Consider the following 25262-nt stretch of genomic DNA (forward strand, 5'->3'; position numbering starts at 1 on the left):
CTCCTCATGTGTCTTTTCCCTATTGATTTTACCAAAAGTTCCTGCTGAGTGGAAATAACATTTCTTCAATCTGTCATACTTTTTTCCGAAAGTTTCCCGAAATATGTTATACCAATTCTCTGCTAGAGACCTTGCTTCGCCATGAAGGCGATCAGGTCGATCACGCGGCAGGAGTAGCCCCACTCGTTGTCATACCAGGAGACCACCTTGACCATCGTGCCGTCGATCACCATCGTCGACAGCGCGTCGATCGTCGACGAGTAAGGGCTGCCGTTGTAATCGATCGAGACGAGCGGAAGTTCGGAGTAGCCGAGAATGCCCTTCAGCTCACCTTCTGCCGCCGCTTTGAGCATCGCGTTGACCTCTTCGACGGTGGTCGGCTTCTCCACCTCGATGTTCAGGTCGACGACCGAGACGTTTGGCGTCGGCACGCGCATCGCAAAGCCGTTCAGCTTGCCTTTCAGCTCTGGCAGCACCAGCGCGACCGCTTTGGCAGCGCCGGTGGTGGTCGGAATGATCGACATCGCAGCTGCGCGTGCGCGCCGCATATCTTTGTGCGGCAGATCGAGAATGTTCTGGTCGTTCGTATAGGAGTGCACGGTGGTCATCAGGCCGTGTTTGATGCCGAGGTTGTCGCTCAGCACTTTGGCGAACGGCGCCAAGCAGTTGGTCGTGCACGACGCGTTGGAGATCACGTGGTGAGCGCTCGGCTCGTACCGCTCCTCGTTGACGCCCATGACGATCGTGATGTCCTCATTTTTAGCAGGCGCGGAGATGATCACCTTTTTCGCTCCGCCGCCTTCGATGTGCGCCACCGCCGCATTCGCATCGGTAAACCGCCCGGTCGACTCGATGACGACCTCGACGCCGAGCTCGCGCCACGGCAGCTTGGCCGGATCTCGCTCGGCGAGGACGTGCACCTCCTTGCCATCTACGAGCAGCAGGTTGTTCTCCGCGCGCACGTCTGCAGAAAATTGACCGTGTACAGAATCGTATTTGAGCAGCATCGCCAGCGTGCTCGCATCGGTCAGATCGTTGACCGCCACAATCTCGATATCCTCGCGGGCAAACGCTGCCCGAAACACGTTTCGTCCAATTCGTCCAAACCCGTTGATTCCCACTTTGATCGCCATGATCATTCTCCTCCTTATCGTTCCCTTGCTTCTTGTTCTTCTATCTGTAAGATCGCATCTGCCACCGCCTCGTCGGTGATCAACACCTGCAGAGGACACCCGTAAGCGACAGCGGAGATCGCCTTCGCTTTGCTGCTTCCGCCTGCGACCGCAACCACTCGCTCGATTCGCTTCAGATCGCTCAGGCGCAATCCGACCGTGTTCATCGCATAGATGATGTTTCCGAGCTCGTCAAAATAGTAGCCGAACGCTTCGGCGATCCCCCCGTGCGATTCGATCTGCTCGATGCTCTTCGCCGTAAGCCGCCTGCGCTTGGCCATGGGGATAGCTTGCCCGATGCCATGAAGGACAATCCGAGCGGAGCGCAGTCGGGAAAGCGTATCCTGAATCGGCGGATCGTATGTCAGCGATTGCAGCGCTTCATCGCTCAACACGTCGGGCGCATGCAACAGGCGATAGGTGCCGCCGAGCTGACCGGCGATTCTCGCGGCGATCGCGTTCGCCTGAAACTCCATGTGCTCGCCTACCCCGCCGCGAGCGGGAAGCACTTCGACGCTGAGCTTGGTGCGCGCGATCGAGTCGGCGACGGTCGCGATCGTCGTCCCGCCGGTCACCGCCAAGATGTCGCCCGGCTGAAGCGTTCGCGTCAGCCAGTCTGCCGCCGCATGTCCGATCGCCTTTTTGACGAACGGGTCTGCATCCGCATCGCCGGCGACGATCCGCACTTCCTTCAGCCCCAGCCGTTCAGCCAGGCGGCGCTCCTTCTCCGCCAACCCTTCCGCCTCGCGGATCACGTCTGCCAGCTGTGCAAGCAGGTTGAAGCCGCGTTCGGTCAGGTGCATCCCCACCGTCTCGGCGACGATCAGTCCGCCGTCTTTCAGCAGATCGACCTCGGCGCGGAGAATGCGCTCTGTCGTCTGCAACTGCTGCGCCAACGCCCTTCGTCCGATCGGCTGGGTCAGCGAGAGATGATAGAGGATGCGATAGCGCTTTTTCATCGTTTCGATCAGATCGGGGACCAGCTGTTGCTGCAGTTCCAGCAGATGGTTTGGCACTGCGTTCATCCTTCCTGCATCTTCCTTTAAGGGACAAAAAATGTCCCGTGTATACTTTTTACGTCCCACAAGCTTGGAAAAAAATGCAGACGCGAAGTCTGCTCACTTTTATTTTATCCAAAGACTGGTCATTTCGCAACTACTCTGCATACCGCTTTCGCTGTGACGAGGACGGGATGTGCTCTTCCTCCCGATATTTGGCGACCGTTCGTCTGGCGATCTCGATCCCTTTTTCCTGCAACAGTTCGGCCAGCTTCTGGTCGCTGAGCGGCTTCTGCTGATTCTCTTCCTGCACCAGCCGTTTGATCTCCGACTTGATGCTCTCCGCCGAAGCGCTTTCCCCAGACGATGTCTGCACGCCCGATCCGAAAAAATATTTCAGTTCAAACACGCCGCGCGGGGTCTGCGCATATTTGCCCGTGGTGGCGCGGGAGACGGTCGATTCGTGCAACCCGACCTTTTCTGCCACATGGCGGAGCGTCATCGGTTTCAACCTGCGCACCCCCTCCTCGAAAAAGGAGCGCTGCAGTTCGACGATCGCCGTCGTGACATTGAAGATCGTCTGCCGGCGCTGCTCGATCGATTTGAGCAGCCAGAGCGCACCGCTCAGCTTGCTTGCGATATAGTCTTTCGTCTCCTTGTGCAAATCGCCTTTGGCAAGCAGCAGGTTGCGATAGAACTCGTTGATCGTAAGCCTCGGCATCGACCTTTCGTTCACGATGACCACATAGTCGCGACCGACTCGCTCCACCGTCACATCGGGGATGATGTAAGCGGGCGTTTCGATCGAGTGCATGCGGCCTGGCTTCGGGTCGAGCGTTTTCAGCAGATCGACCATTCGCTGCACATCTGATGGCGAAACGCCGAGCCGAGTGGCCACCCGCGTGATCTTGCCCTGGGCGACATCTTCGAGATAGTGATCGATCAGCAGGTAGATCGCTTGGGGCACCTCGCGCTTCTCCGCCAGCTGCAGGCGGAGGCATTCTGCAAGGTTGCGCGCGCCGACGCCGGTCGGCTCCAAGCTCTGCACGTGCTGAAGCGCCTGCAGCACGCGCTCCGCACTCACGGAGAGCGCCTGTGCACACTCTTCGAGCGACAGGGTGAGGTAGCCGTTGCTGTCGAGGTTGCCGATCAGATAGCGGCCGATGCGCAGCACCTCCTGATGCAGCGGCAACAGCCGAAACTGCTTTTCCAGATGCTCGTGGAGGGTCACCCCTTGGCGAATCCCTTCCTGCGTCTCATCGGTCGCAGTTCCTGCATACCCTGACGAGGCGTGCGGGAGCTCCTTGTTCCGCAGCTCCTTGGCAAGCTCGGCCCAATCGAAGGTGGGCTCCACCTCCAACACCGGATTCTGCTGCGTTTCGCTTTCCAGATAGTCGAGCAATTCCAGCGATGAGAACTGCAAGACGGTGATCGCTTGGCGAAGTTCAGGTGTCATGACCAACTTCTGCGTCTGCTCCTGCCACAGGCCAAATCCCATCTGCATCTCTCTCGCCCCCTTCGCTGTTTTCCTGTTTACCAGTGTAGCAAAACAGAAAAGGAAAAGCGATTCCTCGATTTTGTCATTCTGCGCCCGTCACTCATACTTGATAGCCATACCTGACAGCCGCACCCGACGGCCAGATCTGTCAATCGTAGAGCACATGGACGCGCCCGATCGGGTCGAGCAATGCATATCGGACATCCCTGACATCATAGATTTGCAATTGGGAGAGCATTTCGCGCACCCACGGTTCAGACTTGCCGAGCCGCATCAAGTTCTCATACACCAGTTTTCCGTGCCGGACGAGATGCATGGGCTTTGCGAGTTCTTCCTCCATCGCTCATCATCCTTTCGCTGTTCGGTACTTTTTTCTAGCTTGCCACGAACCTGCGAAAAAATTCATCGGAATCAGCCGATGATGGGTTCGAATATGCTCAAGTATAGACATTTTGAAGGAGGAGACCGCCTTGCGGATTGGATTTATCGGTACAGGAAGTATGGGAAGCATGTTGATCCGCTCGTTTCTCCAATCAACGCCCTCTTCGGATCTGCAGATCGTCGCCTGCAACCGAAGTCCTGAAAAATTGGCCCACCTCACCGCTCGCTATCCGCAGGTGGAGACGGCCGCAACCCCCGAAGAGACCGTTTCCCGCTCTTCGATCGTCTTCTTGTGCGTGAAGCCAAACGATGCGATGGGTGTCATACAGCAAGTGCTGCCCTACTTGCAGGAACAGCATTATTTTATTTCGATCAACAGCGCGGTGATGCTCGACGAGATGGAGGCGCTCCTGCCCTGTCGCGTGTCAAAGGTGATCCCCTCGCTCACGCAGGTCGCGCTCTCCGGCGTCAGCTTGGTGATGCACGGCAGCCGCATGTCACACGAGGAGCGCCGCTTTGTCGATAGCTGGCTGGAGCGGATCTCCAAGCCGATCATCGTCGAAGAGGGGGACCTGCGCGTCTGCTCCGACCTCTCCTCCTGCGGGCCTGCCTTTCTGGCGGTGATGTTGCGCGAGTTTGCGATGGCGGCGGTGCGCCAAGGGGGGATCTCCCGCGATCTGGCCGATGAGTTGGTCAAAGAGATGGCGCGAGGTACGGGGAAGTTGCTGACGGAGGAAGGGTTTGAGTTTGAGGACATCATCCGCCGCGTGGCGGTGCCTGGGGGAATCACAGCCGAAGGGATCAAGGTGCTGCACCCTTCGCTGCACGGGGTGTTCGATCAGCTGCTGGTGACCACCCGCTCCAAAGCGAAGCATCACGGGGTGCCGCCCACCGAGCGTCCACAGGATTGCGAACGATAAAAAAGCGGGGTCCGGTCAGACCCCGCATCGCGTATGCTCATTTTTGTAGCGCGCGCTGCCCGTACGCCCAGTGATTGGTCGGCCCGTGGCCGTTTCCGATCCCCAGCGTCTCGCGGATCGCGCAGGTGATAAACTCTTTCGCCGTCTCCACCGCCGCTTGCACGGAGCGACCTTTGGCCAGCTCAGCGGTGATCGCAGCGGAGAAGGTGCAGCCGGTGCCGTGCGTATGCTTGGTCTGATGGCGCAGAGAGACGAACTGCACAAACGTCTCGCCATCGTACAGAACGTCGAGCGCATCGCCTTCGAGGTGACCGCCTTTGACCACCACATAGCGGACGCCAAAACTGTGGATGCGCTTGGCCGCCTCTCGCATCTCTTCGACGGTGCGAATGTCGCGGCCGGTCAGCACTTCCGCTTCCGGCAGGTTCGGCGTGATCACCGTAGCCAGCGGCAGCAGCTGCCGGATCAGCGCTTGCTGCGAATCCTGTTCGAGCAGGCGGGCGCCGCCTTTGGCGACCATCACCGGGTCGACGACAAGGTTGGGAATGTTGTTTTCTTTGATCTTGCGCGCGACCGTCTCGATGATCGGCACTTGGGACAGCATGCCCGTCTTGACCGCGTCGATCCCGATGTCCTGCGCCACCGCATCGATCTGCTTTTCGATCGCTTCCAGCGGCAGGTTGTAAATGCCGTGGACGCCGAGCGTGTTTTGCGCGGTGATGGCGGTGAGTGCGCTCATGCCGTAGACGCCGAGCACAGTGAACGTTTTCAAGTCTGCCTGGATTCCGGCACCGCCGCCAGAATCGCTTCCTGCTATTGTAAGAGCACGAGATACAGTCATTCTCTGATCCCCTCCATTCGGTGCTCCATCCATTTTACCAGCAGCTGCGGAAAGTTCCCAGTTGCTTTTTACTGGGTGATGATGTATCATAGCAATTGTTCCTCTGCGGAACATTTTGTCTCGCAGACTTGTTGATGCACCCGTGGTCCAATGGATAGGACGTAGGTCTCCGGAACCTGAGGTCGGGGTTCGATCCCCTGCGGGTGCGCCAGATTATAAAGAGCAAGCCTCCACATCTGTGGAGGCTTTTTTTGTGCGATTCAATCGATTATTTTTCATAGGAGATCATCTACGTTTTCATCAGATATCGTTGCTCACATGATCGTTTCACCGCCGCCCGCAGCGGTTCGCCAAGCATCGCGGGCGGCGCTGTTCCCCTCATTCACACCCCGACCTGCTCCGCGCGCAACAGCTGCTCGATCTCCCCTTCCGGCAATGGGCGGGAGAAGAGATAGCCTTGCGCATCATCACAGCCGTGCGATTTCAGGTACTCCTTTTGCGCTTCTGTCTCCACCCCTTCGGCGGTGACCTTCAGGTGCAAGCTGTGCGCCATCAGCAGGATGGTGTTGACGATCGCCGAATCGTTCTCATCCGCCCCGATGTCGCTGACGAACGAACGGTCGATCTTCAGCCGATCGATCGGGAATTTTTTCAAATAGCTCAGCGAGCTGTAGCCGGTGCCAAAATCGTCGATCCCGATCTGAATGCCCAAGCCCTTCAGCTTTTGCAGCGTGAGCAGCGACTGCTCCAGATCCATCGTCATGCTCTCGGTGATCTCAAGCTCCAAGTCGGCCGGATCGAGACCGGTCTCCGCCAGGACGCTGGCGACCGTATCGGACAGATCGTCCCGTCGAAACTGGCGCATCGACAGGTTGACGCCCATGCGCAGCTTTTGCAGTCCTCGCTCCTGCCAGCGCTTGTTGGTCTGGCAGGCGGTTCGCAACACCCATTCGCCGAGCGGAACGATCAGCCCGGTCTCCTCGGCGAGCGGGATGAATTTGTTCGGCGGCACCAATCCCAGCTCCGGATGGTTCCAGCGCACCAGCGCTTCCACCCCTTTGATCCGCATCGTCGCCAGGTTGATCTGCGGCTGGTACCACAGCACAAATTCCTCCCGCTCCAGCGCCTTGCGCAGGTCTGTCTCCAACACCATGCGCTCATACGCTTTGGTGTCCATCGACGGGTCGTACAGGCGGAACGTGTTGCCATGCTCTTTGGCGCGGTACATCGCCGTGTCTGCGTTGCGAATCAGTCCGACCGCGTCGTTCGCCTCACCCGGATAGAGCGCGACGCCGACCGATGCGGTCAGATGCACCTCATGGCCGGCCAACACGAGCGGCTGGTCGATCAGATCGCACACCTCCTGCGCCCGCGCTTTCACCTCGTCGATCGAGCTGAGCTTCGGAAACAGCAGGGTGAACTCATCGCCGCCAAAGCGCGCGACCAGCACGCTGTCGCCATATGCGGTGGTCAGCCGCCTGCCGATCGCGCGGATCAGTCGATCGCCAAACGTATGGCTGAGCGAATCGTTAAAATTTTTGAAGCGGTCGATGTCGAGCAGCATGATCGCAACATGATGGTGCTCCCCGCCCACCTCTTCGAGCGCCTTGTTCAGCAGGTCGAACGACAGGCGGCGGTTCGGCAGCCCGGTCAGATCGTCATGGTAGGCCATGTGCGACATCGCGCGCTCCGCCTTCTTCTTCTCCGAGATGTCCTGCGCGATCGCAAAGACGCCGTTCACTTCCTCTTCGACGAGGTTCGGCACCAGCGTGACCAAGATTTCCGCGCGATGTCCCGCTTTGTGCATGATCGAGATCTCCGCATTTTGCGACTCCCCGTTCAACACGCGGTGGTACAGCTCTCTGGTCTTCTCCACATCTTCCGGCACGACAAACGTCATCACGTTGATTCGCATCAGCTGCGCTTCCGTATAGCCGAGCATCTGCTCCGCCTGCGGATTGGCCTCGACAAAAAAGCCCCGTCGATCGACCGTAAAGATCGCGTCCGGATTGTTTTCGAACAAAGACTGGTACCGGCGCTCGCTCTCATTCAGTCGCGCCCGCTGCTTGACCAGACGCTTGTCCACCATCGTGGTGATCACCACCACCCCGAGCAAAAACAGCGTAACTCCGCCGAGCAGGTAGGCGAGGACCATGTTGTTCATCATGCTGTCAGGGTGCTCCATCATCTGATCGCTGTGCGAAAAGATGGCAGCCGCCATCCCCGTGTAATGCATGCCGGAGATCGCACCGCCCATCACCAGCGAGCTGACGATCTTGCGCCCACCCACTCGTCCGCCGTTCTGATCGTTTCGCAGGCGGAAGATGATCGCCAAGGCAGCAAAAGAAGCGCCGATCGCGATCAGCACCGACGCTGCCAGCAGCAGTGGATCATACTGCAGATGCGCTTCCATCTGCATCGCAAACATCCCGGTGTAATGCATCGTCGAGATCCCCGCACCCATCAGCAGACTGCCGCCGAGCAGTTGCCTGAAGACGAGCGTCGGTCGGCTGACCAGATACAGCGCGAGAAAGGATGCGATGATCGCCGGCAAGACGGACAGGATGACCACCCACAGGTTGTAGGTCACCTCCACCTGCAGACGAAAGGCGAGCATCGCGACGAAGTGCATCGACCAGATGCCCAGCCCGAGCGCAGTCGCCCCTCCGACCAACCAATACTTGCGCGCCGTCCCGCGGGCTACGGTGACGCGGCCTCCCAAGCTCAGCGCCATGTGTGAAGCGAACACCGCGATCAAAATGGATAAGACCACGATCGCCGGATCGTAACTCCCTACCAATTCATACATACGATTGTCTCTCCCCTGTCTCCCCCGAGACCACTCATGCCCTCCGTTTTAATCGGTTTTTGCATTTGTTGCAACACCCCGTTTAAACAAAGAACAAACTGACTAACTGTCAAAACCAATGTAGCATGAATTGTCCGCTTTTTAAATGAGTAAGTTGTCGCGTTTTGCTCGTTCTTTTGTTGAAGCGCAGAACTGTGATTATTCTCCGGCGATTTGGGGCAACGCATCGCTGCGCAAGATCAGGTCGGACATCTGGAACTCCCATTTGGCTCGCTTCCAGCCGGGCTGACAGGTTTGCACAGGCAGGAGTGCGCCGCCGGCGCTTCGATCATGACAAGCGCCGTGCTCAAAAATACCGTCCTGGCTGGCGATGTAGAACAGCCGGTCGGTGACATACGTGCCCGCTTGCGTGTAAAAGCGAAAGGCGGAGAACCCGTCGCCTGCGCCGACGTTGAGCAGGTCTTGACCGAAATAGAACATCTTCTCCTTCTCCAACCCGAGCAGATTGGCCAAGGTCGGCAGCAGGTCCATCTGACCGCCGCTGACATGTCTGACCCCAGCGGGCGATCCGCTCGGCAGTCGCAGCCAGAGCGGTACGCGCTTCTGTTCGTGGTAGAGATAGTTGTCGATCTCTCGGTCGGTGCCCATAAATCGACCGATCTCCTTTTTGTCGAGCCCGTTGGCAAAATGGTCTCCATAGACGACAAACAAAGAGTTGTTCATGATCCCGAGCTCTTTGAGCTTGGCGATCAGCTCGCCGAGCGCGCGATCCGCATAATGCTGTGCGTGCAGATAGTCGGTAAACAGCTCGCTGTAGGCGTGCGGAGGGATGACCAACTCTTTTTTTGCATCTGGCAGCTTGTAGGTGTGGTGACCGGACAGCGTGATGAAAAAGGAAAGGAACGGCTGTGACGACCGTTTGATCACATCGAGCGCCTGCCGATAGACAACCTGATCGGAGGGCCCCCAGCCGATGATATCCTCCTGGGAAAAGTAGTTTTGGGAGAAAAACTTATCGAACCCCTCCGCTTTGTACATGTTGGCGCGGTTGTAAAAATCTTGCTTGTAGCTGTGAAACACATAGGAAGAGTACCCTTGCTCTTTGAGCAGGGTCGGCAAAGAGCGGTAGTGGTTGTCCGCTTTTAGCGAATACACCGCACTTCCCTCCAGCGGATAGAGCGAATTGAACGTCATAAATTCGGCGTCTGACGTGTTGCCCACCCCGACTTGGGCGAAGTAGTTGTCAAAATACAGCGATTCGTTGACCAATCGGTTGAGGTTGGGCGTCACCTCTTGGCCGTTGACGGTGCGGCCGATCAGAAACCCTTGCAACGCCTCCATCTGCACGATGATCAGATTCTTCCCCTTCGCCGCGGCGAACAGCTCCTGCTGCTGTTGCTTTCTGTGCAAGTCCATCCAAGTTTTCAGCAGGTTGACTTCCGCTTCTGTCACCTTCTCCGTGTTCGGATCGCGCAGGTAGTTGAACAGATCGACCGCATGATAGTTTAAGATGCCCATGTTCCGCAGCAGAGCCTCGTTCGTGTACAGCTCCTGAAACGCCCCTTTGCCAAAGCGCAGGGCGAGCACCGTTCCTTGCACCAGCAGCAGCGCCGCACTGCCGACGAGGATCGCCCGCGAGAGCCGCCGGCGCTCCCACGGCCAGCGCGCACTGACGACGAGCCGCTCTTTGCCCGCCATCAGCAAAAAGGGGATCAAAAACAAAAAGTCGCCAAACAACAGCAGATCGCGAAGCGAAAAGATGCTGAGCAGCGAGTCGAGCACATCGCCCAGCTGTCCAGCCTCGTGGAGCATCGAGATCGGCAGAATGCGATCATAATTGCGGTAGAAGAACAGGTCGGCCAGCAAGAGCACCGTGAGCAGCAGATCGAGGAGGAGCAGCGAGACAAACCGTCCCGCTCGCGGCAACAGCACCACAAGCCCGGACAGCACAAACAGCAGCGCAAGCGACGCCAACCAGCGCAGCGGAGACCCGATGCCGACGCCGATCTCCAGATGGACCACAGTGATCTTGAACAGCAAAAACCCGTTAAAAAAGAGCAGATCGCGGTTGGCGTACGCCAGTTTTTTGACCTGCCGCCACGTCGGCCTGTACAGCTTGCCCATCGCCAGCCCCCCTTCTGCCAAGCCCCTCTCTCATCCTTATGTGCAGATCTCCCAGCTCATGCGAGCGCAAGAAAACCGTCCCGACGCGGAACGGCTCCTTTGGTCATGATTTGATTGTCTCCCGTTTTTCTCCAATCAATTCTCTCGCCGTCTGGAAGACCGCATCCCACATCTCCTGGGTCAGCTTTCCGGTAAACGTGTTCTGCTGGCTCGGATGATAGGAGGCGAGCAATGCGGCTCTCCCATCTGCGAACGTGTAGACAGCGCCGTGTGCAAAGTGCAGGCCAGAGACGTCATACCCCTCTTCGCGCAGAAACTTTTTGTACCCGTCAAAAGCGATCTTGCCGAGCGCCAACACGACCCGTCGCTCGGTCAACAGCCGGAGCTCCTCGACAAAATAGGGCCGGCAAGTTGCGATCTCCCCTGCGGTCGGCTTGTTTTGCGGCGGTGCGCAGCGCACGAGATTGTTGATGTAGGCGTCGTTCAGCACCAGCCCATCGGTCGCCCCGGTCGCATCCGGTCGATCAGCAAAGCCGAAGCGATGCAGTGCGCCATAGAGCCATCTGCCCGATTCATCGCCTGTGAACACCCGCCCGGTGCGGTTGGCCCCGTGGGCACCGGGAGCGAGCCCCAAGATGATCAGGCGGGCGTTCGGATCGCCGAAGCCTGGCACGGGGCGACCCCAGTAGGTATCCTCCTTGTATTTCGCCTTCTTCACCTGCGCGACTTCCTGACACCAAGCTCGCAGGCGCGGACAGGCCTCGCAGGAGATGATACGCGCCTGCAACTCGTCCAAACTTTTCAAAATCCCTCACTCCTTTTGCTTGCGAATCGAGCATCTCCCCGGTACAGGATCGCGCTGGTAACAAACTGCCAGCGTAGGACAGCACCCTCCCGCATAGACTACAGAAACGACTCGATGTGGGGGTGATCTGCTGTGGAAGAACGCCTGCCCAGCCTCAACGAGCAGCGCAAAGACCCGAAGATCTTCGTCATCTTAGGCTGGGTATTTACGGTGATCGCACTGTTTACCTTGCCCTTTCTGTTCGGCCCGGCAGCGATCATCATGGGAGCTTTCGCGATCAAGCGCGGTGCCAAGGCGAACGGCATTTGGATCATCGTGCTCTCCGCCCTGCTGCTGCTGCTCTATGTGGTCGTCACCGTCCTCGCGATCTCCTTTTTCATGAACTTGCCGACAGCGCCCTGACCCGAACGGCTGCAAGCGATCTCCTTGCAGCCGTTTTGTTCGTAAAAATAGTTTTTTGAGTTTTAAAACCAAATCGCTTCCAAGAATTAGCTCTATTTGATATACTTGTGAGCGGAATCTATCCATTCGATAACTGGTACATCATGAAAAGGAGGTGCTTCCTTTGGAAGTACAACTGCAAAAGGAAGGTCAACAACCGCAACATCAGCAACAGCCGAAAAAAGACGCGACCGTCTTTCTCGTCCTCGGCTGGGTCTTCACAGTGCTGACGCTGTTCTTCCTGCCCTTCATCTTCGCACCGCTGGCGATCGTCTTCGGCGCGCTGTCGATCGCGCGCGGAGCAAAAGTACAAGGGATCATCATCATCGTGCTCGCTGCGCTGTTCTTCTTGCTGGCGATCTTGATCGGTGCGATCGTCGCCGCCATCCTGTATGGCAGTGCAAACCTGTAAGCAAAAGTGTGATCATCACCTTCCGCTCGTCTCACGCATAGGCTGATAGCAGCCCAACGCTAGACGGGAGGTGACAGATCGTTGAGCACGATCACATGGCAAGAGGGCTGGGCGGATCATCGCCCAGTCCGTTTTGTTTCGATCGGCCCTGCGCCGATGATGCTGGCCGGCATGTATGTGCTGATTCGCGGCTACGACCCGAAGGGAGGGCCCCTGCTGCTCGCCCGGCACAAGCAGATTCTCGATTCGGTGCCAGGCATGCACGAGTACAGCCCGCTGCGCCTGGTGCATTTTGTTGAAGTTTCCCCCGACCTTTCGCCCGACTCGGTCAGAAGCGTGCAGGATGTGATCAGGCGCGCCGTGCGAATTCGCACGCCCGGCATGGTCGTCGATGCGCCCATCGTACCGCTCGATGCTTCCAGCCCCGCCTTTCCGATCGTGCCCGCCTGGCATCAGGGGGTGCTGACCGGCTACCTCGACATCGGCCCGATGCCCGTTCGCACCGGGAATGTCTATCAGTGCATCCGCGGTTTCGACAAGGCGAGCGGCAACGTCTTGCCGCAGTTCGGACAGAAGCTGATCTTCGACTCGCTGCCAACGCATCCCGCCTACAGCCCGGTTCGTCGCTTGCACTATGTGCGCGTCCCCGATCAGCTGGAGGAGGATTCCCTGCGCAGCGTCGAGCAGATCGTCGAGCAGCGCTTGCCGATTCGGCCGACGACGCACTTGCTCAATCTGCCGATGACCGATCTGAGCGGTTAAACTGTGCGAAAAAACCACGCTCGCATGCGCGAACGTGGTTTTTGGTTAACTGGCTGCCGAGACGAGCATTGCCAGCTTCTCCACAGCAGATTCCGCGTCGGGCCCGTCGGCGCGGATGACGACGGTGGTGCCTTTGGCGATCGCAAGCGACATGACGCCCATGATGCTCTTTGCGTTTACCGCTTTCCCCTCTTTTTCTACAAAAATCTCGCTGGTGAAGCGGTTCGCTTCCTGGACGAACAGCGCAGCCGGACGGGCGTGCAATCCCGCAGGCAGTCCCACGGTCACAGTCTTTTCTGCCACCTTCAGACCCTCCTCACGATTCTCATTTTTGGTTAGTATACCCTGTTTTCGCCTTTTCCGCCAACTCATCCAGCTTGCGCAACCGATGGTTGACGCCCGACTTCGACACTTTGCTCGGCAGCATTTCTCCGAGCTCCTTCAGGTTGATGTCAGGATATTGCAATCGCAGTTCGGCCACTTCGCGCAGGCGCGGCGGCAGGTTGTGCAGCCCGACCACCCGCTCCAGCAGCTTGATGTTTTCGATCTGGCGAACAGAAGCTTCGATCGTCTTGTTCAAGTTGGCCGTCTCACAGTTGACCAAGCGGTTGACCTGATTGCGCATCCCTTTGACGATCCGGATGTCCTCAAACTTTAACAGCGCCTGATGAGCGCCGATGATGTTGAGAAATTCGATGATCTTCTCGACCTCTTTCAGATAGACCACATATGATTTTTTGCGGTCGATCAGCTTGGCGTTCAGATCGTATTCGTTGATCAGCTGAAGCAACGCCTCCGAGTGATCATAGTCGCTGGAGGCGATCTCCAGGTGGTAGGACGAGCCTTCCGGATCATTCACGCTCCCGCCGGCGAGGAACACGCCTCGCAGGTAGGAGCGCTTGCAACAGCTCTTCTTGATCAGTGTAGGATTGATCCCCGCAATAAATGTCAAATTATCTGCCGCGATGCACAGTTCCTGTAAAATCTCTTTCACCTGAAACGGCACGCGCATCATGTAGACGTTGTTTTTCTTCAAGCGCATCTTTTTCCGCACCAAGATTTCAGCATGCACACCGAACAGCTCTTTGAGCAGCGTGTACATGCGCCTGGCGATCGCGGCGTTTTCGGTGGTCACATCGAGCGAAAAGCGTTTGCCGGAGATGACGATCGTTCCGTTCATCCGAATCAGGGCGGCCAGCTCCGCTTTTTTGCAACAGGGCTTTGCCTCCAGTTGCGTGAGCTCTTTCTTAGTACGTGCAGCAAACGACATTTGCGTCCACCTCCTTACCTGTGATCGTCGTGCTAGCGGCGCAGTTTGTTCGGATCGCGACCGATCAGCGCTAAGATTTGTTCGGAGATCATGCGGGCATCATGACGAGCATAGATGGAGTAGTGCAGAAAATTGCGCGCGATGACGTTCAAGCCCATGTTTTGCAGATTCCAAAGGTCGGCGACGACAGGCGCTGCTCGCTTCTCGCGATACTGCTCGATGACAGCCGGCGGAATCGGCGCCGAGTTGACCAGGATATAATCGAACAGCGGTAGACCGATATGGTCGTAAAGCGCTTTCACATGATCGGACGCGGTGTAGTGATCGGTCTCTCCCGACTGGGTCATCACGTTGCAGATGTACACCTTTTTCCCCTCTGCGGCGGCGATCGCCTCCGTCAAGCGGGTGACGAGCAGGTTGGGCAGGATGCTCGTATAGAGCGACCCTGGGCCGATGACGATCACATCTGCCTGCTCGATCGCTTCCAGCGCTTCCGGCAGCGGTTCGAGGTCGTTCGGCTCCACCTCGACGCGATCGATCTTCTTGCCGGAGAGCGGAATCTGCGATTCTCCCTCCACAAACGAGCCATCCTCCATATAGGCGCGCAGGATGACCGCCTCCCGCACGGCTGGCAACACGCGGCCGCCGACTGCGAGCACGCGCGACGCCTCTTTGATCGCCGTCTCAAAATCGCCGGTCACATCGGTCAGCGCTGCGATCAGCAGGTTGCCAAACGAATGTCCGGCCAATCCCTCGCCGCTTTTGAAGCGGTGGGACCAAAGCTTTTCCAGCAGCGGCTCCGTGTCGGACAGGGCGACGAGACAGCTGCGGATGTCGCCAGGCGGCGGCATGTCAAAATCGGAGCGCAATCGACCGGAAGAGCCGCCATCATCAGCCACGGTGACGATCGCGGTGATGTCGATATCAAACTCCTTCAGACCGCGCAAGAGCACCGAGAGCCCGGTGCCCCCGCCGACGACGACGACGCGCGGCTTGCGCTTTTCCAAGAGCATCTGCGTGCGGGTGATCTGCTCATCGCGCCACCAGCCGAACGCGAGCAGCCCCGACCCCATCAACAGACAGACCAGCCCGATCAGCGACGTTTGACCCGGCAGGCTGTGAATCCCGATGCCCGCCGCGATCAGCCCGAGGCCGAACGAGCAGACCGTCCAAGCGAGGAGCAACCAATAGCGCACCATCGCGGGCTATTCCTTTGCAGAATCGCGATGGACGACGCTCGACCACTCGCGATCTTTCAGATGTTGGTGCAGCGTTTCTGCCAGCGCGACCGAGCGGTGTTTGCCGCCTGTGCAGCCGATCCCGATCACCACTTGTGTCTTGCCTTCTTTGCGAAATTGCGGAATAAGAAAATCGATCATATCGAGAAGTTTTTGCGAGAAGGCTTGCGTGATCGGCCATTTCATCACATAGTCGTACACCTCTGGGTGCTTGCCAGTCAGCGGTCGCAAGGAATCGACATAGTGCGGGTTGGGCAAGAAGCGAACGTCAAACACCATGTCCGCTTCGATCGGCACTCCGTATTTAAAGCCGAACGACATGATGTCCACCTTCATGTGCTGGTCGTCGATCTGCGAAAATTGGTTGAGGATCTTCTGCCTGAGCTCGCTCGCCTTCAGCGCAGACGTGTTGAGGATCAGGTCTGCATTGCCGCGAATCTCCTCCAGCATCTTGCGCTCCTCGGCGATGCCTTCGACGATGCGACCGTCCTTCGCCAGCGGATGACGGCGTCTCGTCTCCTTAAAGCGGCGGACGATCGTCGCATCATCCGCTTCGAGAAAGACGATCTGGTAGTTGATGTGCGGAGCTTTTAGCTCCAGCGCCCCCAGCGCCTCCATCAGGTCGCTGAAAAATGCGCCGCCGCGCAGGTCGCAGACCAGCGCCACCTTGGTCACCTTCCCCAACGATTGGATGATCAGATCACCAAACTTGGGAATCAATGCGGGTGGCAGATTGTCTACGCAAAAGAAACCGATATCCTCCAGCGCTTGCATCGTCACCGATTTTCCGGCGCCCGACAGCCCTGTGATCAACAAGAGGTTAATACCCGCTTGCATCTCCCTCACCTCCTGCTAGTTCATGCCAATTTGTTTCCTTTTAGTGTAGCAGATGACGGGGCGGAAAGAAAGAAACGTGCTGATAAGAAAAAGAGCCGGGCGTATCCCCCGGCTCGCTTCCTAGTTATCCGTATCCCGTTTCGTCAGCTCGTCTGCAGTGGCTTCCGATTCGCTTTCGGTCGACTCGACAGCCGCTTCGGCAGTCTCTGCCCCAACAAAACGATCTTCCGTCTCGAATTCTTCTGAAGAAGCTTCCTCTTCGTGCGCCGCTTGCAGCTCCGCAGCTGGCAGTTCCGCATCTTCCCGTGCGGCTGCCAGCTCAGCATGACCGTTCGGACCTTCCGCATGCGACTCTTCATCGACGACAAAGCGCGAGACGCTCAGCTTCAGCGCGTCAGCAAGCTGCGAGAGCGAGACGGCAGATGCTGCCACCTCTTGCATCGAGGCGAGCTGTTCCTGCGTCGCCGCCGACACCTCTTCCACCCCTGCTGCCGACTCTTCGGTGATCGACGCGACATCCTCGATGTTGGCGAACACCTGCTGAGCGGAGTCGGAGATCATCTCGGTGGTGTCAGCGACAACCCGGATGCGCCCGAGCATGCCCTCGACCGAGGTGACGATGTTTTCGAAAGACTGGTTGGTCTTTTCCATCGCCTTCACGCCCGAATCGACGCGTTGGTTGGAACCACCCAGCGCCGCTTTCATCTGCTCCATGCTCTCATGAGCGGTGGAGACGATCGAGCGCACCTCGCCGGCAGCCTGTGAAGACTGGTCGGCCAGCTTTTTCACTTCGTCGGCGACCACCGCAAACCCGCGGCCATGTTCGCCTGCGCGCGCCGCTTCGATCGCAGCGTTCAGCGAGAGCAGGTTGGTCTGCGAGGCGATCTCGGTGATCACATTGACAAACTCGATGATGCGACCCAATTGCTTGTAGAGATGTTCGAACGCTTGAACCGTCTCGGCGTTGGCGGAGCGAATGCCTTCGATCTGACCGGATGTCGTCTCCAGCACAGAGCGCCCGTCCAGCGCCGTATCGGTCGTCTGCTGCGCCGCATCGACGATATGATCCATCGTCTTCTTGATCTCGGCGACCGACTCGGCGAGCTGCTGCATCAGATCGGCGCTCTCCTGCGTGCGCTCCACCTGACGCGACGTGCCTTCCGCCACCTCTTGAATGGTGATCGCGACCGATTCGGCCGCCCGATTGCTCTCCTCCGAGGAGACTGCCATCCGCTCCGAAGCGGAGGCGACGCTCATCGATGCGGTGTTCAACTGGCTGATGATCTGGCGCAGGTTGGCGATGACCGCCGAGGTCGAGCGCGCCAGCTGACCCAGCTCGTCTGTCGAGTTGACTTTCACCTCGACGCGCAGATCGCCTTTGGCCAACACCTCGTTCACCTCGACCATCTGGTTGATCCGGTGCTGGAGATAGCGGTTGGTCGCAAGTCCGAGCGCCCCGGCGAACAGCGCGATCACCGCGATCACGATCCCGGTGACGATCCAAGAGGTGCGATAGATCGAATCGAGCAAGTTTTTCGCGTCGGAGATCACCGTCTGGTTGTCGCTGTTGATCTCTGTCAGGATTTTCGATAGGTTTTTATAACCGGTAGATAGATTGCCCTCCCAAAGCTGGAAGGCGATGACTTCGCTTTTATCCGTTTCCTCGATCAGCTTCTTCTGCGCATCTTTGAAAGCCTGCCAGTTCTTCTTCAGCTCGGTGAGCAGATGCTCATCTGTGCCAGCCACCTGCGCAAGCTCCTCGTACTCGCTGATGCTGTCTTCGATCGATTTGTTCAAATTGTCAAGCTTTTTAAGATATACGCCTCGTCCATCCTTGTTCTTGCTGTTGCGGATGTAATTGACCATCTCGCGGTCATACTGTGCTGCTGTGACTTTCATTTCCTCGGCGACTTGCATCGCGCGGAGGTTGACGGTCAACGCCTCATCCATGCTGCTCTGAAGCGTTTTTAACTGCCAGATCGACGTCGCGCCAACTGCTAGGATTCCGACAAACGTGACGATGATGATGAGGCCCAATTTCTGACTGAGTTTCATTTTGATCTTGCTGTCGATGCCTTCATAGACACGGTCCAGCAAGCGAAGCATCGAGGACTGGTCAAATTTCTTATTCCGTCCCGTAGGCATCACTCACCCTACCTCCTTCTTCCTGCATACATAGGAATTCTTCTTCTCTACGAAACCACAACATTCCTGCAACAAATCCGCTTAATTCACAATAACATTTAATGAAACTAAACTAACTACTCCTATTCGTACATTCATAAATCATCATTTGACCTCTTTCTCCCCACCTTCCCCTCGCTGAGCGCAAAAAAAAGGTGAGACATCCCATCATCTGGTCGGCCTCACTGGAAAGAGATATTTGAAAAGGGGGGTCAAATATGCTTGCTTTTACTATACCGACTTACTGTTGCGGGACGGTTACACCGGAGTGAACACCGTGTGACAATTTGTTTCGTCTGTTACGGCACCGCTAATAGCTTCCAGCGACCGGTTTACATTTGACGCCCGCCGCTCCGCCCTTCCCGCTCAGATGACCGCGTAGACGATCAAGCCCCACACGGCCACCACGCCAAGCTGAAGGAGCAGGGAGGTTCGCGGTGGGAGCTTGCGCTTCATCTGAATGAACAGCGAAATCTGCAAGAGCGGGATCAGCAGCAGGTAGATTCCGATCGAGAAGCTTCCCAGCACGGTCACCACCGCGCTGAACAGAATGGCGAACAGAATGACAGTCGCGCTCTTTCCCTTCACGCCCCAGATCGTCAGCACAAACGTGGCGATCAGGCAGATGTTAAAAACGGTGGAGAGATCTAGCATCGACACCGCACCCCCTTGTGTGAATCGTTTGCATGCACATGCTTTTCTGCCGCTGTTTCCATTTCCAAGTATAGCACGCCCTGGCAAAATAAAATGCCGCCGACAAGCTTGTCGGCGGCATTAACCTTCATCAATCTTTGACAAAAATATATGTCCAGTTGCATTATGTTCTGGAGTTTAATTTTCTAGGTTTCCTTATATCGAGGAAGCTTATGATTAATGAAGTATTTACTACGTATTGTAGTATACCCAGCAGGAGGTGTCAAGATTCGGTCGCCATCCGGCTAGGGAATCAACCATTCCATGTCGGGACGCGCGATCAGCCGTGCATTGTTATAGGCCATATCTAAGGTCAGACAGGTCGTCGCCATATAGAACTTGCCGTCGTGCTTATAGACGGCCAGCGCTAGATCGGGGCTATCATAGGAAGTCAAATAGAGAGGAAGCAAAAGTTGGATGCGATTTTGATAAAACTGCGGGATCGCCGTTTTGTAATTTCGCTTGTTGCGATTGATCGCGTCGGTGATCGCACCGTGCAGGGTGATCCGCAACTGATGATGATATTTCTCTTCGTTTAATGGGGCGGGAAAGCGGTCGCGATTGTCCTGAATGATATGATCGACATTGGTTCGCAATTCGAGTCGAGCATCGTAGAGCAATTCGGAAGGATCGTCAAAATAGTGCGCCGTATCGGGCAGCGTGGTGATCACCCGCAAAGACGGATCGCTATACTTGCAGAATTTGATAAAAAACCAATCCTGTTTCGCATCCAGCTTTTTATTCTCTTGAAACAGCGCAAAAATGTCCTCTTGGTTTTTCGTGACCAACCCGGTGTTAAAACAGGCATAGTCACCTTCGATCGCGATCTTGTCTTCATATTGGAGGCGCTCAAACGTGTAGTGCAAATAATTGTACAATATCGGGAACTTCCGCTCGATCGTGGAAAAGCGGTACTCCCAGTTTTCCGGCATCGCCAGCTCCTTCAGCTCGGCCAGCCGCGAATCAAAATCGGGGAAAAATGCAAAATCAAACAATTTACGCATCCAATAACACCATCCTTCGCATCTATCCCTTCTATCCTACCTGATTGCCGACCGGATGAAATAGGCGAATTGAACTGTTTTTAGAGCAGTTCTCGCTTGTCTCCCACCCGTCGGCACACTTTTACCTCGTCAAAATACTCCAAGATCAGCACCGCAAACTTGCGCGAAGTTCCCACCCAATCGCGGAAGTCGGCCACGCCGAACGGACCGCTCTGGCGGAAGTGGACTTCGATCAGCTCTTTCGCTCGCAGAAGCGTCGCCGCAAGCAGGTGGACGCCTTCGCCGATCTCGATCAGCACGCCCGTCTCTCGCAGGTAGTGATACAGCCCGGCGAGCGTCTTCTCAAACGCTCCCGTCTCCTGCTTTACCTCGTCAAACGATGGCGGATAATATTCTTTTTGCGCATAGAGCGCTTCGATCTTGCTGAGCAGCTCCTGTTCGCGCAGCGTGAAGGGCACCTGATAGCCGGTGATCGACAGCTTGTCGCGGCGAAGCGCAAAGCGGTCTTGGGCGATCTCAGCGGAGAGTAGCGCATCGAACAGCTTCGGCTTCAACTTCTGTTCGAGCTGTGACAGCACCTGCGCTTTCGGTACGCTGATCTGATACTTCTCTTTGGCAAAATGCGCTCTGATCTTCGCTTCGACCGCGTCGAACAGCTGGTGCGCCCAGTCGGTTCCCACATAGCCGTCCGCCACCGCGGTCACCTGCCGATCGGCGAGCAGCGGAGTCAGCCAATCGCTCACCACCGCCTCCGTCGCGTTCACCCGCTCGGCCAGCTCGCGCAGCGAGAGGCCAGGCTCCGCTGTCAGCGCGTCCAGCACCAAGCGCTCCGGCCCGCCCAGCTCCCGCTGCGTCAGCTCTTCGAGCACATAGTCTCGACGGCGGCGATGCTCGCGCACAGGGTGCGGGTCGATCACGCTGCCGCCGCCGATCGTCAGCATCGGCGAGAAGGTGCGGATGATGAAGCGGTCGTTCGGCGCGCAGACGATCGGGCTTTCCAACTGCAGTTGCACCAGCGCATCCGCTCCGGGCAACAGCTCATCGCGATCGAGGATCGACACGCGCCCGATCGCTTCGCTCGACCCGATGTAAAAGCGCACCCGCATCCGGTTGGTCAGCGCGCGCGGCGAGCTTTCCAGCAGGCGCAACCTCACGTCGATCCGCTCCGTCTGCCGATAGAGCCCTTTTTGCGCGATCACCATCCCGCGCTCCAGATCGGCGCGCTCGACACCGGCGAGGTTGAGCGCCGCACGCTGACCAGCCTGCGCGCGCTCAGCCGACTCGCCGTGCACCTGAATGTGCCGCACGCGCGCTTGCACCCCTTTGGGCAACACCTCGACGATGTCCCCCACCTCCACCTGTCCGGCATATACGGTGCCGGTCGCCACCGTGCCGAAGCCCGCGACCGAAAACACCCGATCGACCGGCAGGCGCAGCGGAGCGGACACTTCGCGCGGCAAGACCTCGCTTGCCAAGCGCCCGATCTCCGCCCGCAGCGACTCGATCCCGACTCCTTTCGCAGCGGAGACGGCGAGCAGCGGCGCATCGGCCAAGAACGTCTCCCGCAATCGCTCTCGCACTTCCTCCTCGACCATCGCCAGCCAATCTTCCTCGACCGTGTCCCGCTTGGTCAAGACGATGATGCCCTTTTGCACGTGCAGCATCTCCAAGATGTGCAGGTGCTCCTCCGTCTGCGGCATGATCCCTTCGTTTGCGTCGATCACCAGCAGGATCAGATCGATGCCCCCCGCTCCGGCCAGCATGTTGCGGACAAACCGCTCGTGCCCTGGAACGTCAATCACCCCGACGCGTCTGCCGTCGGGGAGAGTGAAGGGGGCAAATCCGATGTCGATCGTGATGCCCCGCTCTTTTTCTTCTTTGTGCACATCCGTATCTTTGCCGGTCAGCGCTTTGACCAAAGTCGTCTTGCCGTGGTCGATATGGCCGGCCGTGCCCAGGATCAGAAACTGATCATTCATTCGCGATCAATCCTCTATTCTTGATCCGCTTCCCACATCTCCACATAGTGGCCCGCGTAGAAGGCGGCTACCGCGCCGTCTGCCGTCGCCGTCACCACTTGGCGCAGCACCGTCTCGCGCCCATCGCCAGCGGCGAAGATGCCGGGGATCTTCGTCTCCATCTTGGAGTTGGTCAGCACATAGCCAGCTTCGTTCAAGATCGGCAGGTCGGAGAAGAACTTCGTGTTCGGCACCATGCCGACATAGATGAACACGCCGTCAGCCGCATACTCACCAGTCTCGCCCGTCTTCGTGTTTTTAATCTTCAACTTCTGCACTTTGCCTTCGCCCTCGATCGACTCGACCACCGTGTCCCAGATGAAAGAGATCTTCTCGTTCTTAAACGCGCGGTCCTGCAAGATCTTTTGCGCCCGCAGCGAATCGCGACGGTGGATGATCGTCACTTTGGAAGCGTGGCGGGTCAGGTAGATGCCCTCTTCCACCGCCGAGTCGCCGCCGCCGACCACGACCAGCTCCTTCTCGCGGAAAAACGCGCCATCGCAAGTCGCGCAGTAGGAGACGCCACGGCCGCGCAGCTCCTCTTCACCAGGTGCGCCAAGCTTGCGCGGCTCGGCACCGGTCGCCAAGATGATCGTCTTGGTCAGAAACTCGCCGCGGCTGGTGAGCACCTTCTTGATCTTCTTGTCCGCATCTTCGATGCGCTCCACTTCGGCGGTGATCATCTCCGTGCCGAAATCTTCCGCCTGCTTGTGCATGGTCATCGACAGCGATGGTCCGTCCACCGATTCGACGCCCGGGTAGTTTTCGATCAGATGGGTGGTCGCCGCCTGCCCGCCGGGCATTCCGCGCTCGATCATCGCAACTTTCAGGTTGGCGCGGCCCGCATACAGACCTGCTGCCATGCCGGCTGGCCCGCCGCCAATTATGATCACATCATAGAGAGTATGGTTATCGCTCATCATAAAAGCCCCCTTTATTCAAAAGACGAACCGCACATTGCTCTTCGTTAGTATGAGATAGCAAAAGGACGAGGATTCCTCTTTCCTGTCCTCGTCCTTTAGTATATCTAAGCAAGTGCGGTGGGAACTGTAAGTCTGCCTACAAATCCTCACCCTCGTTTTTCGTCTGCGCGAGGAGGCGGAAGATTTTGGAGACCGCACCCGTCGGCACGCCGTATCGTCCTGCCACATCTGCCTGCGTCGCCTTCACCCCGAGCTTGCGCAGCACCGCATATTCGAGGGCGGCCGCCCAGTTCGCCGTCTTGACGATTCGCGGCGGCGCATGAAACACGCGGTTGAGGTAGGCGATCCAGATGTCCCTCGCCAGATGGCGCGCCACCTCGCCGTGCGCGCGCTCAAGCTTGGAGATCGTCATGTCGAGCACATTCTGCCATTCGGGTCGACAGGTCAGCAGATCGTCCTGCGGCATCGACTGCACCCGCAGGATCACATCCTCCTTGTCCAGATGCGCTTGAAACGGGCCTTCCGCCCCGATGTGGCGCAGCACGTAGATCGCCAGCCGCTTCAGCTGATCGATCTCGTCCGGATTTTTGATAAACTCGCGCAGCGCATGCTCAACCTCTTTGTCCGCCAACAGGGCAAACGTCTGGATCACCTGCGTCTTCGTCTCCAGATCGCCATGCTTGAGCGCCCAAAACAGGGAGGAGCGAATCAGCGGGTCATGTCGCCACGCCCCCAGCTGACCGGTCTGCAGCTGCTCCTTCATGATCCGAAACTGCTCTTGAAACGGAATGTGGTACTGGTAGGAGACAGACTCCATCTTCCGGCCGGCGCTGATCGCTTCGTTCACTTTGCTCAAAAAGAACCGCGGCGTCTCCGATTCGGGATCGAGCGCCTGCACTTCCTCCCACACCCGCTTCGCCTTCTCCAAAAAGCCGAGGTTGGCAGCCGATGCTGCCACGCAGTGCAACAGCGCCGTATCGGTCCGATCCCCCCAGCGCAACAGCTGGCGAAACAGGCGATAGGCGGTCGTATGCTCACCCAAGATCCCCATCGTCGTCGCCAGCTTATACGTATGATCAAAATAGAGCGGATAGAGCTTGCGCAGCCCTTCCAAAATCTCCTGCAGCTGTTCGCGATTGCCCAGATGCTGATGAAACACCGCCAGATTGCACAGCGCGTGCACATTGGACGGATCGCGTTCCAACACTTCCAAGGCGATCTCGATCGCCTTGTCGATATCGCCTTGATAGTAGTAGGCGAGCGATAGGTTGTTGCGAGGAGCGGTCGAATCAGGCTGGCGCTCGACCGCCTTTTCCAGATATTCGGACGCTTCGAGGAACTTGCCTTCCTCCAGCAGCTTTCTTGCCGTATCATGACCTTGCGCATCTTCGTCTGGTTGCTTCTTGCGCTCTTGAAACACTTTGCCGCCACCAAACTCCTGCACCAGGATCTGCAACATCTCATCCGCATCTTCTGCAAACTCGCCGCGCGGGTCGAGTTCCAGATAGCGTGCCACACAATCTTCCGCCTTTTCATAATCGCCCAAGTTGGCCCAGTTGTTCGCCATGTAAAAATGGCATTCGACCATGTCCGGGTCGATTTCCCGCAAGATCTTTTGCAAGATCAGATTCGACTCTTCAAACTCGCCCAACTCGGAGAGGACGCCTGCCAGGTTGCAGTGGTTCACCGGATTGTCCGGCTCAAGCTCTGCTGCCTTCCGAAAATTTTTCAAGGCGTTCTTCAGGTCATGACGATCCAGATAATGTACGGCCCGCTCAAAGAAGAAGGCGGCATCGACATGGAATTGAATGATGTTGTTTTTGTGTTTGCGTGATTCCCCTTGGCTTTTCGGCTTATCCACAGAGCGTCACCTCCCGAGCCCTTCTAATGTTTTCCTAGTATATCACAACTGGGAAAGCACTGTCACAAGAA

General features: G+C 57.4%; 22 protein-coding genes and 1 tRNA gene. 5 read left to right on the forward strand and 18 right to left on the reverse strand.

Going from position 1 to position 25262, the window contains the following annotated elements:
• Positions 1-122: 122 nt before the first annotated feature.
• From gap to ACFSOY_RS18365, 4 genes are all read right to left on the reverse strand, one after another.
• Positions 123-1133, reverse strand: a complete 1011-nt coding sequence (gene gap / locus ACFSOY_RS18350; protein WP_386049153.1) for a type I glyceraldehyde-3-phosphate dehydrogenase — start codon at positions 1131-1133, stop codon at positions 123-125.
• A gap of 14 nt (positions 1134-1147) precedes the next feature.
• Positions 1148-2197 (reverse strand): sugar-binding transcriptional regulator, encoded by a 1050-nt coding sequence (locus ACFSOY_RS18355; RefSeq protein ID WP_386049155.1) that lies wholly within the window; start codon positions 2195-2197, stop codon positions 1148-1150.
• Between the two features lie 130 nt (positions 2198-2327).
• A complete protein-coding gene (gene rpoN, locus ACFSOY_RS18360; RefSeq protein WP_386049157.1) occupies positions 2328-3674 on the reverse strand; it encodes an RNA polymerase factor sigma-54 in 1347 nt (448 codons plus the stop codon).
• 142 nt (positions 3675-3816) lie between these two features.
• Complete coding sequence (locus ACFSOY_RS18365; protein ID WP_386049159.1) at positions 3817-4008, reverse strand: YetF domain-containing protein; 192 nt, start codon at positions 4006-4008, stop codon at positions 3817-3819.
• Positions 4009-4138: 130 nt separating this feature from the next.
• Here ACFSOY_RS18365 and comER point away from each other — a divergent pair, with 130 nt between their 5' ends.
• Positions 4139-4969 carry a late competence protein ComER gene (comER, locus tag ACFSOY_RS18370; RefSeq protein ID WP_386049161.1) on the forward strand — a complete coding sequence of 277 codons (831 nt, stop codon included), beginning with the start codon at positions 4139-4141 and terminating at the stop codon, positions 4967-4969.
• 37 nt (positions 4970-5006) lie between these two features.
• On the opposite strand, the gene thiD is transcribed toward comER, so the two are convergent.
• Positions 5007-5810, reverse strand: coding sequence for a bifunctional hydroxymethylpyrimidine kinase/phosphomethylpyrimidine kinase (gene thiD, locus ACFSOY_RS18375; protein WP_386049163.1), 804 nt, complete (start codon positions 5808-5810; stop codon positions 5007-5009).
• A gap of 136 nt (positions 5811-5946) precedes the next feature.
• Here thiD and ACFSOY_RS18380 point away from each other — a divergent pair.
• Positions 5947-6021, forward strand: a tRNA-Arg gene (locus tag ACFSOY_RS18380).
• A gap of 171 nt (positions 6022-6192) precedes the next feature.
• On the opposite strand, the gene ACFSOY_RS18385 is transcribed toward ACFSOY_RS18380, so the two are convergent.
• From ACFSOY_RS18385 to ACFSOY_RS18395, 3 genes are all read right to left on the reverse strand, one after another.
• Positions 6193-8619 carry an EAL domain-containing protein gene (locus tag ACFSOY_RS18385; RefSeq protein WP_386049165.1) on the reverse strand — a complete coding sequence of 809 codons (2427 nt, stop codon included), beginning with the start codon at positions 8617-8619 and terminating at the stop codon, positions 6193-6195.
• A gap of 198 nt (positions 8620-8817) precedes the next feature.
• A complete protein-coding gene (locus ACFSOY_RS18390) occupies positions 8818-10764 on the reverse strand; it encodes an LTA synthase family protein (protein ID WP_386049167.1) in 1947 nt (648 codons plus the stop codon).
• A gap of 82 nt (positions 10765-10846) precedes the next feature.
• On the reverse strand, positions 10847-11548 hold the full coding sequence (locus ACFSOY_RS18395; protein WP_386049169.1) for a uracil-DNA glycosylase: 702 nt from the start codon (positions 11546-11548) through the stop codon (positions 10847-10849).
• A gap of 132 nt (positions 11549-11680) precedes the next feature.
• Here ACFSOY_RS18395 and ACFSOY_RS18400 point away from each other — a divergent pair, with 132 nt between their 5' ends.
• The 3 genes from ACFSOY_RS18400 (at position 11681) to ACFSOY_RS18410 (ending at position 13163) form a co-directional block, all read left to right on the forward strand.
• On the forward strand, positions 11681-11950 hold the full coding sequence (locus ACFSOY_RS18400) for a hypothetical protein (protein WP_386049171.1): 270 nt from the start codon (positions 11681-11683) through the stop codon (positions 11948-11950).
• Between the two features lie 163 nt (positions 11951-12113).
• Positions 12114-12401 carry a hypothetical protein gene (locus ACFSOY_RS18405; RefSeq protein WP_386049172.1) on the forward strand — a complete coding sequence of 96 codons (288 nt, stop codon included), beginning with the start codon at positions 12114-12116 and terminating at the stop codon, positions 12399-12401.
• Positions 12402-12482: 81 nt separating this feature from the next.
• Positions 12483-13163 (forward strand): hypothetical protein, encoded by a 681-nt coding sequence (locus ACFSOY_RS18410; protein ID WP_386049174.1) that lies wholly within the window; start codon positions 12483-12485, stop codon positions 13161-13163.
• Positions 13164-13208: 45 nt separating this feature from the next.
• Here ACFSOY_RS18410 and ACFSOY_RS18415 read toward each other — a convergent pair whose 3' ends face one another.
• From ACFSOY_RS18415 to ACFSOY_RS18460, 10 genes are all read right to left on the reverse strand, one after another.
• A complete protein-coding gene (locus tag ACFSOY_RS18415) occupies positions 13209-13466 on the reverse strand; it encodes an HPr family phosphocarrier protein (protein ID WP_386049175.1) in 258 nt (85 codons plus the stop codon).
• 22 nt (positions 13467-13488) lie between these two features.
• Positions 13489-14433, reverse strand: coding sequence for a DNA-binding protein WhiA (whiA, locus tag ACFSOY_RS18420; protein WP_386049177.1), 945 nt, complete (start codon positions 14431-14433; stop codon positions 13489-13491).
• Positions 14434-14465: 32 nt separating this feature from the next.
• On the reverse strand, positions 14466-15632 hold the full coding sequence (locus tag ACFSOY_RS18425) for a gluconeogenesis factor YvcK family protein (RefSeq protein WP_386049179.1): 1167 nt from the start codon (positions 15630-15632) through the stop codon (positions 14466-14468).
• Positions 15633-15638: 6 nt separating this feature from the next.
• Positions 15639-16508, reverse strand: coding sequence for an RNase adapter RapZ (rapZ, locus tag ACFSOY_RS18430; protein WP_386049181.1), 870 nt, complete (start codon positions 16506-16508; stop codon positions 15639-15641).
• 120 nt (positions 16509-16628) lie between these two features.
• Positions 16629-18653, reverse strand: coding sequence for a methyl-accepting chemotaxis protein (locus ACFSOY_RS18435; protein ID WP_386049183.1), 2025 nt, complete (start codon positions 18651-18653; stop codon positions 16629-16631).
• Positions 18654-19058: 405 nt separating this feature from the next.
• Positions 19059-19346, reverse strand: a complete 288-nt coding sequence (locus ACFSOY_RS18440; RefSeq protein ID WP_386049185.1) for a hypothetical protein — start codon at positions 19344-19346, stop codon at positions 19059-19061.
• 284 nt (positions 19347-19630) lie between these two features.
• On the reverse strand, positions 19631-20389 hold the full coding sequence (locus ACFSOY_RS18445; RefSeq protein ID WP_386049187.1) for a DUF3825 domain-containing protein: 759 nt from the start codon (positions 20387-20389) through the stop codon (positions 19631-19633).
• A gap of 80 nt (positions 20390-20469) precedes the next feature.
• A complete protein-coding gene (gene selB, locus ACFSOY_RS18450) occupies positions 20470-22368 on the reverse strand; it encodes a selenocysteine-specific translation elongation factor (RefSeq protein ID WP_386049189.1) in 1899 nt (632 codons plus the stop codon).
• Positions 22369-22382: 14 nt separating this feature from the next.
• Positions 22383-23330, reverse strand: coding sequence for a thioredoxin-disulfide reductase (gene trxB, locus ACFSOY_RS18455; protein ID WP_386049191.1), 948 nt, complete (start codon positions 23328-23330; stop codon positions 22383-22385).
• A 136-nt stretch (positions 23331-23466) separates the two neighbouring features.
• Positions 23467-25191 carry a tetratricopeptide repeat protein gene (locus tag ACFSOY_RS18460; protein WP_386049193.1) on the reverse strand — a complete coding sequence of 575 codons (1725 nt, stop codon included), beginning with the start codon at positions 25189-25191 and terminating at the stop codon, positions 23467-23469.
• Positions 25192-25262 lie beyond the last annotated feature (71 nt).

The organism is Tumebacillus lipolyticus, assembly GCF_042682745.1.
Classification (GTDB): Bacteria; Bacillota; Bacilli; order Tumebacillales; family Tumebacillaceae; genus Tumebacillus_A; species Tumebacillus_A lipolyticus.